This is a genomic window from Mesorhizobium sp. M7A.F.Ca.ET.027.03.2.1 (assembly GCF_003999175.1).
Taxonomy (GTDB): domain Bacteria; phylum Pseudomonadota; class Alphaproteobacteria; order Rhizobiales; family Rhizobiaceae; genus Mesorhizobium.
Genome location: NZ_RZOM01000521.1, coordinates 1 through 4,168 on the forward strand (window position 1 = coordinate 1; position 4,168 = coordinate 4,168).

General features: G+C 61.0%; 3 protein-coding genes. All 3 read right to left on the bottom strand.

The genetic code is table 11. The features are described 5' to 3' along the window. Nucleotides 1-893: hypothetical protein (locus EN750_RS21225; RefSeq protein ID WP_145967812.1), on the bottom strand; the 893-nt coding region annotated here is incomplete at its 3' end. After that, nucleotides 893-3,631: a hypothetical protein gene (locus EN750_RS21230; protein WP_127397548.1), complete on the bottom strand. Its 2,739-nt coding sequence runs from the start codon at nt 3,629-3,631 to the stop codon at nt 893-895. The genes EN750_RS21230 and EN750_RS21225, both read right to left, overlap by 1 nt. A 9-nt stretch (nt 3,632-3,640) precedes the next feature. Continuing rightward, nucleotides 3,641-4,111 (bottom strand): hypothetical protein, encoded by a 471-nt coding sequence (locus EN750_RS21235; protein ID WP_127397549.1) that lies wholly within the window; start codon nt 4,109-4,111, stop codon nt 3,641-3,643. Nucleotides 4,112-4,168: the final 57 nt, after the last annotated feature.

Consider the following 4,168-nt stretch of genomic DNA (forward strand, 5'->3'; position numbering starts at 1 on the left):
GTCTCGGCCATGTTCGACACGATTTCGCGATGGATCGCATTTGGGCTGTGGGCGGCACGCAGCAAAGGGTTGAAGCCGGATTGCACCTTGCCGACCGTCTTGGCGCCCATGCCATCGCCGATGTCGTAGTCCGATAGGAGAGGCCGAGGAGCCGCTGCCGAGCCGCCGCTCTGAGCCTGCACGTCAGCCCAAACTTCGTCTGGGGTCGGTACTTTTTCCCTCAAGGCGTTCTCGACAGATCGCAATGCCGTCTTTCGTTCTGCGACCGACATCAGTGCTCCGGCTCCGGATCCCAGCAAACCACCCAGAACGAAGCCGGCGCCGACGCCTACGATGCTGTCAGAGAGCGGCCGAGTCTGTTGCGTTGACTGGAGCGCGATTTCAGATGCAGTCGCGCTGAGGCCTCCTGCGATAGCGGTGCGCAGTCCGGTCTGAACCACTGCCCGCCCCAATCGGACACCGGTGACCGCTTCGCCACCAGGCACGAGCGTCGGAAGGTCGACGATCGAAGCCGCGCCGCTGAAGGCCGTCCCAAGCCAACCAGCGGAATCGACATTGCGGCGATCCTCCGTTTCCATGTCGATCTGCGACTGCATGGCGTTGAAGGCGACACTGTTTTGCAGCGGCGCGAAGCGATCCCAGTGCGGTTCGTATTTCGTGCCCTTGATGCGCTCATAAGCGGTTCGGCCGTCCCAGCCTTCTTCCGGCGCATAAATGTTGACGCCGGCCATCTTGTTCGACGCCATTGAGCCGATCGTATTGCTCTGGCGCACGGCCGAGCCAAGGACCGTCATCACATCGGGCGCGATCTCCTTGTCCGGATCAGGCCGGTAGTCGACAGCACCGAAATTGTCGATCGGCAATGGATCGTCGGGATAGGTGATAATGCCCATCAGTTTCCCCCGAAGCCTGTCTTCTGGCTGCCGTCATATGTGCCAGTGCTGGGCGGCTGCTCATCAGACGACAGCGGCGGTGCTGCGGCCCGCTTTCGCTGATCCTTGCGAACGTCGACTTGGAACCGCGCGCCGGCCGATGTGGTCTCAGCCTGCAACGCCTTGGTGAGGTCGCTTGAATACGGGTCGGCGACGATGTCGCGCACCTTGCCTTGTGCTTGGCGAAGGATCGAACCATCGACCGCGCTGCCTTCCGATTCCGTCTGCATTCGCGGGGCGATTTCGCTCTCGCGTGCCTTGTCGATCGTGCCGGCATCGACACCCCAGGGTGCGCCGTAAGCCTCTTCCCAAGTCGTCTGACCATGGTCTTCGAACTGGTAGTAAAGCTTGTAGCGCGGAAACCGGTTCTTGTCGGTGCGCATCATCTCAGCATCGCGGCGCGTCCACTCGCCCATCTTGATGGCAACGTTCTCGACCTTGCGGCCGGGGTGGTGCTCGTCAACATAGGCTTGCGCGGTCTGCATGGCATCGGCGCGCAGGTAGTCGAACTTGTCCCCAACCGGCGGATAGTAGAGTTCGGGCGCCATGCGCATCAGGTTCGGCGAACCGGAGACGTTGCTCACCGCCCAATTTTTCTGAATAGCCGCGACAGCCCGAGCCTTCGCCATCCCGGCATCGCCGCCGGTCTCATAGAATGCATCGCCTGCCAGTTCCTTGTATTCGGCCAGCAGTTCGGTCGGCTGCTGCGGCATCACACCAGCGCCAGGCTCACCACCGGGACCGGTGAAACTGTCAAACGCGTTTGTCACGTCGCCAACGGTCAAGCCCTTCAGGAATTTCTCTGCGGCGGGCTTCAGCACCTCGACGCTTGCCTTCGTCGACGGGTCGGCGCGGCGAATGATCTCCTGCGCAGCAGCCTCGCCTGTCATGCCGAGGTCGTTCACCAGATGCCGGTAGTCGGTCAGCTTCGTCTGCACGTCACTGCCAGGAATGTTGCCGAACGACTTGGGCGCGATCCGCTCCAGTGTATCAGCCTGAGACAGAGCCGAAGACAGTTCCGGCCCTGTTTTCGAGGCGGCGCCTTGCCGAAGCTGTGCCTGCACCTGGTCGGGAATGTACCCCGTCGCCGACACATAGGTCGACGTCGCCGCCGACCGCTGTTCTGGTGCTACACCAGCAACAAACTGCCCGAAGGCCTTGTCAGCGATCTTGGTCTGGTCACTGTCGAAGCTGTTGATCGAGACCTTCTGACCACTGCCGATCGCGCCGATGATCGCGTCGACACCGGCGCTGTCTTTGTTTTGCGTCCTCAGCATCTCGTAAAGCGACGCCTGGTCGCCTTCGTTGAGCTTGCTGTTGAGGATCAGGGCAGGATCTCGGATTTCGCCAGTGCGGATGCCAAGCTCGATGTGATCTTTGTACCCCTGATATTCCACCTTCGATTGAGCAATATCCGCTGTCTGTTTCTGCCGGAATGCAACGTCGTCGCGATTTGCGAGCGACAGCATGTCATCCGGCGACAGGCCTTGAAAGCGAGGGTCCGGCTTTGCCGAAGCGCCAGCGCTGCCCATCTTCTTGTCGGCCCACGCGATCGTGTCGCTAGCCGTTTTGCCACGCAGGAATGGATTGGCGTTGACGACATCCTGTCCAACGACATCGACAATGGGCGTGTTCGGGTCTGCCTTGAGCGTATTGACCGCGCCGCCAGGCCCGAGGAAGTGAGCAAGATAGATGTTGCCGGGTGTCGTGGCCTCGCCTCTATTGGCAAGATAGTCGGCATTGTCCAGTTGATAGGCGCGGGTCATCTCCCTGCCGAGTTTGCGATCTTTCTTTAGCGCGATGAGTTGGGCAGCGCTCTTGCCGGCCGCGATATCCGGGCGATGCTGGCGGATGATCTGCACCCATGTCGAGTCCAAGAACTGCCCAACACCAGAGGCGGACGAATTGGGATTTTCAGCGTTCGGATCGCCGCCGCTTTCAACGCCGACGATCTTGTCTGTAACGACATCGACTGCTGTGCCGTCGGAAGCGGACGGCGCGGCCATGCCAAACAACTCGCGTAGCTTTCCCGGGTCGCGGGCGCTGATCGCCTCCGCAAGCGCCTTCGGTGCAGCTTGGTCCCAGCCGTCCAGCGTCGCCTGTTTCGCGAGCGGGCTCAGCGGGCTGGCAAGGATGGCAGCGCGCCCCTTGGCCTTATATGCGTCGTAGGACGCACTGTCGTTCGGGTCCATTTGCAGGATCGAAGCGACCAGGCCGTTCTGAATCTTCGTGGTTTCGAGCGTGGCATATTTCTGCTCTTGCTCGTACTGCGCGGAAGCCGCGCTGCCAGACAATTGCAAGCGCTTTGCGGGAAGGCTCGCATCGAAAAACCCGCGCTGACTTTCCGGTACTTGGTCCCGGTACTTCTGGGCAAGCGTGTCGAACAGACCCGGCTTAACAACGCGTCCGCTCGGATCAACCTGTCCGACTATGGTGTTGTGTAGACCGGAACCGTCAGCAGCACCGTTGCGTGCGGCTTCGGCCGCCTGATTGGCCATGTCCTGATCATAGGAGTTTTCGACCGTGATGCGCTTAAAGTTGTCCAGTTCATCCTGCCGAGCCTTCACGCGTTCGGCGACCGCCTGAAACTGGTCGCCAGCCCCCTCGACGGCGGCGCCAATTGGCGATCCCTGCGGATACGAAACGACGTTGCCGGTATCGAGGCGGCGTTCGGCGACCTGAAGGGGAATGACAGCCATGAAAGCCCTTTATGATGCAAACGCCGAACCGCCGATCCCGAATGCCTTCTTTGGGTCGTAGAGGTTCGTGATACCGGAAACGAGGTTACTGCCAGCCTTGATGATGCTAGCGCCAACCGCCTGCTTGCCGCTGAAGCGGGAGATCGACGCCTGCGTGTTCAAGTTGTTCTGGCGGAGCGCCGAGCCGTATTGAATGGCCTTGAGGTCAAGTTGGTTCTGCCGGGCATTCGCGGCAAGCACCTCTGTCGGCGAGCCGGCGACGGCGACGCCCGAGGCACCGACCTGTGCGCGGCCATTAGCTGCCAACAGGTCTTGCTTATGCTTCTCCTGCGACTGTTCGAACGTAGATGCTTGAGCGTCAGCCTGTGCCTGCTGCTCGTAGGCCTTGGCCTGCATGTCGGCCATTTGCTTTTCCTGCTGCCCCTGCATGAGAGCGCCGCCGACGGAAAGGCCGATGCCGAGTAGGGCAATGGTGCACATGTATTTGGCCCCTACGGTTCAGCGTCGAAAACAGGTGTCAGCGCGCGGATGGTGCAC

Excerpts from the sequence above, each read along its gene's own strand:
- EN750_RS21235 (WP_127397549.1), bottom strand. The coding sequence starts at position 4,111 with ATGTGCACCATTGCCCTACTCGGCATCGGCCTTTCCGTCGGCGGCGCT.
- EN750_RS21230 (WP_127397548.1), bottom strand. The coding sequence starts at position 3,631 with ATGGCTGTCATTCCCCTTCAGGTCGCCGAACGCCGCCTCGATACCGGC.